Genomic DNA, 1,110 nt, shown 5'->3' with positions numbered 1-1,110 from the left:
ACGTCCGGTTTGATGAGCGGGGAGAGGAAACGGAACGCGCGACAAGCGCATCACCGCGCCTCTCCTCGACTCTACTCAAGCGGCAGAAGAACGACACCACGGACGCGGAAGCGATTGCGAGGCAGTCACGAGACCCAACATGCGGTTCGTGCCGACCAAGACGGTCGAGCAACAGAGCTGTCTGATGCTTCATCGCGCGCGCCATCTCTTCATCCGCCAGCAGACTGCCGTCATTAATTCAATCCGCGCCTATTTTGCCGAGTTCGGGATTGTCGCCCCGGTCGGGCGCCGGGGTGTCGAGCAGTTGCTGGAAGTCGTCGCCGATACAGCTGACCGCCGGCTCCCGGAGGTGGCCCGCGCATGTCTTGCTGCTCTCGGCAGTCAATTGCGGGCGCTGAAGGCCCAAATCCTGGAGTTCGACAGGCGCATCATCGCCTGGCATCGATCAAGCGCGACGAGCAAACGGCTGGACGCGATCCCTAGCGTCGGACCGGCGCTGGCAACAGCTCCGGTCGCCAGCATTGCTGATCCCAAGACTTTCCGATCAGGACGGGACTTCTCCGCCTGGGTTGGACTTGTGCCGAAGCAGAACTCAAGCGGGGGCAAGGACAAGCTTGGCAGTATCAGCAAGCAAGGCGACCGCTATTTGCGCAGCCTGTTCACGGCTGGCGCGCTCGCCGTGATCCGCTATGCCAAGATCCATGGCACCGGGCATCGGCCCTGGCTTACGGGACTTCTGGCGCGGCGACCGACCAAGGTTGCCGCCATCGCGCTCGCCAATAAGCTCGCCAGGATGGCCTGGGCGATGATGACCAGGAACGAGCGCTACCAGGAACCGGCAGCGCTGGCGGCCTAAACGAGATCGTGCCGGACATCTCTGGCGCGTCGTAACGGTTGGAGGACGAACAGCACGTAATGCAGCGCCGGTCGATCCTGCGATCAGGACAACCCACTAGGGCCATGGCATCTTCGAATGCGTGCTTTTGACCGGGACCTGATCCGCGGAGGGCATTATGGCCAGCGGTCATGTGAACCGCGCAAACAGATCCCATGATTGAGGCGCAGAGGAGCTAAGCTGCGTCATCCTAAACCGGAGATCTGATCATGACT

General features: G+C 61.8%; 1 protein-coding gene. It reads left to right on the top strand.

The window, feature by feature from the left end:
- Positions 1-139: 139 nt before the first annotated feature.
- Positions 140-856 (top strand): IS110 family RNA-guided transposase, encoded by a 717-nt coding sequence (locus AC5ZFO_RS48020; protein ID WP_496124269.1) that lies wholly within the window; start codon positions 140-142, stop codon positions 854-856.
- Positions 857-1,110: the final 254 nt, after the last annotated feature.

It is taken from the genome of Bradyrhizobium sp. Unk1, assembly GCF_059512345.1.
Note: the sequence above shows the minus strand (reverse complement) of the source record. Positions and strands in the feature narration are given on the sequence as shown.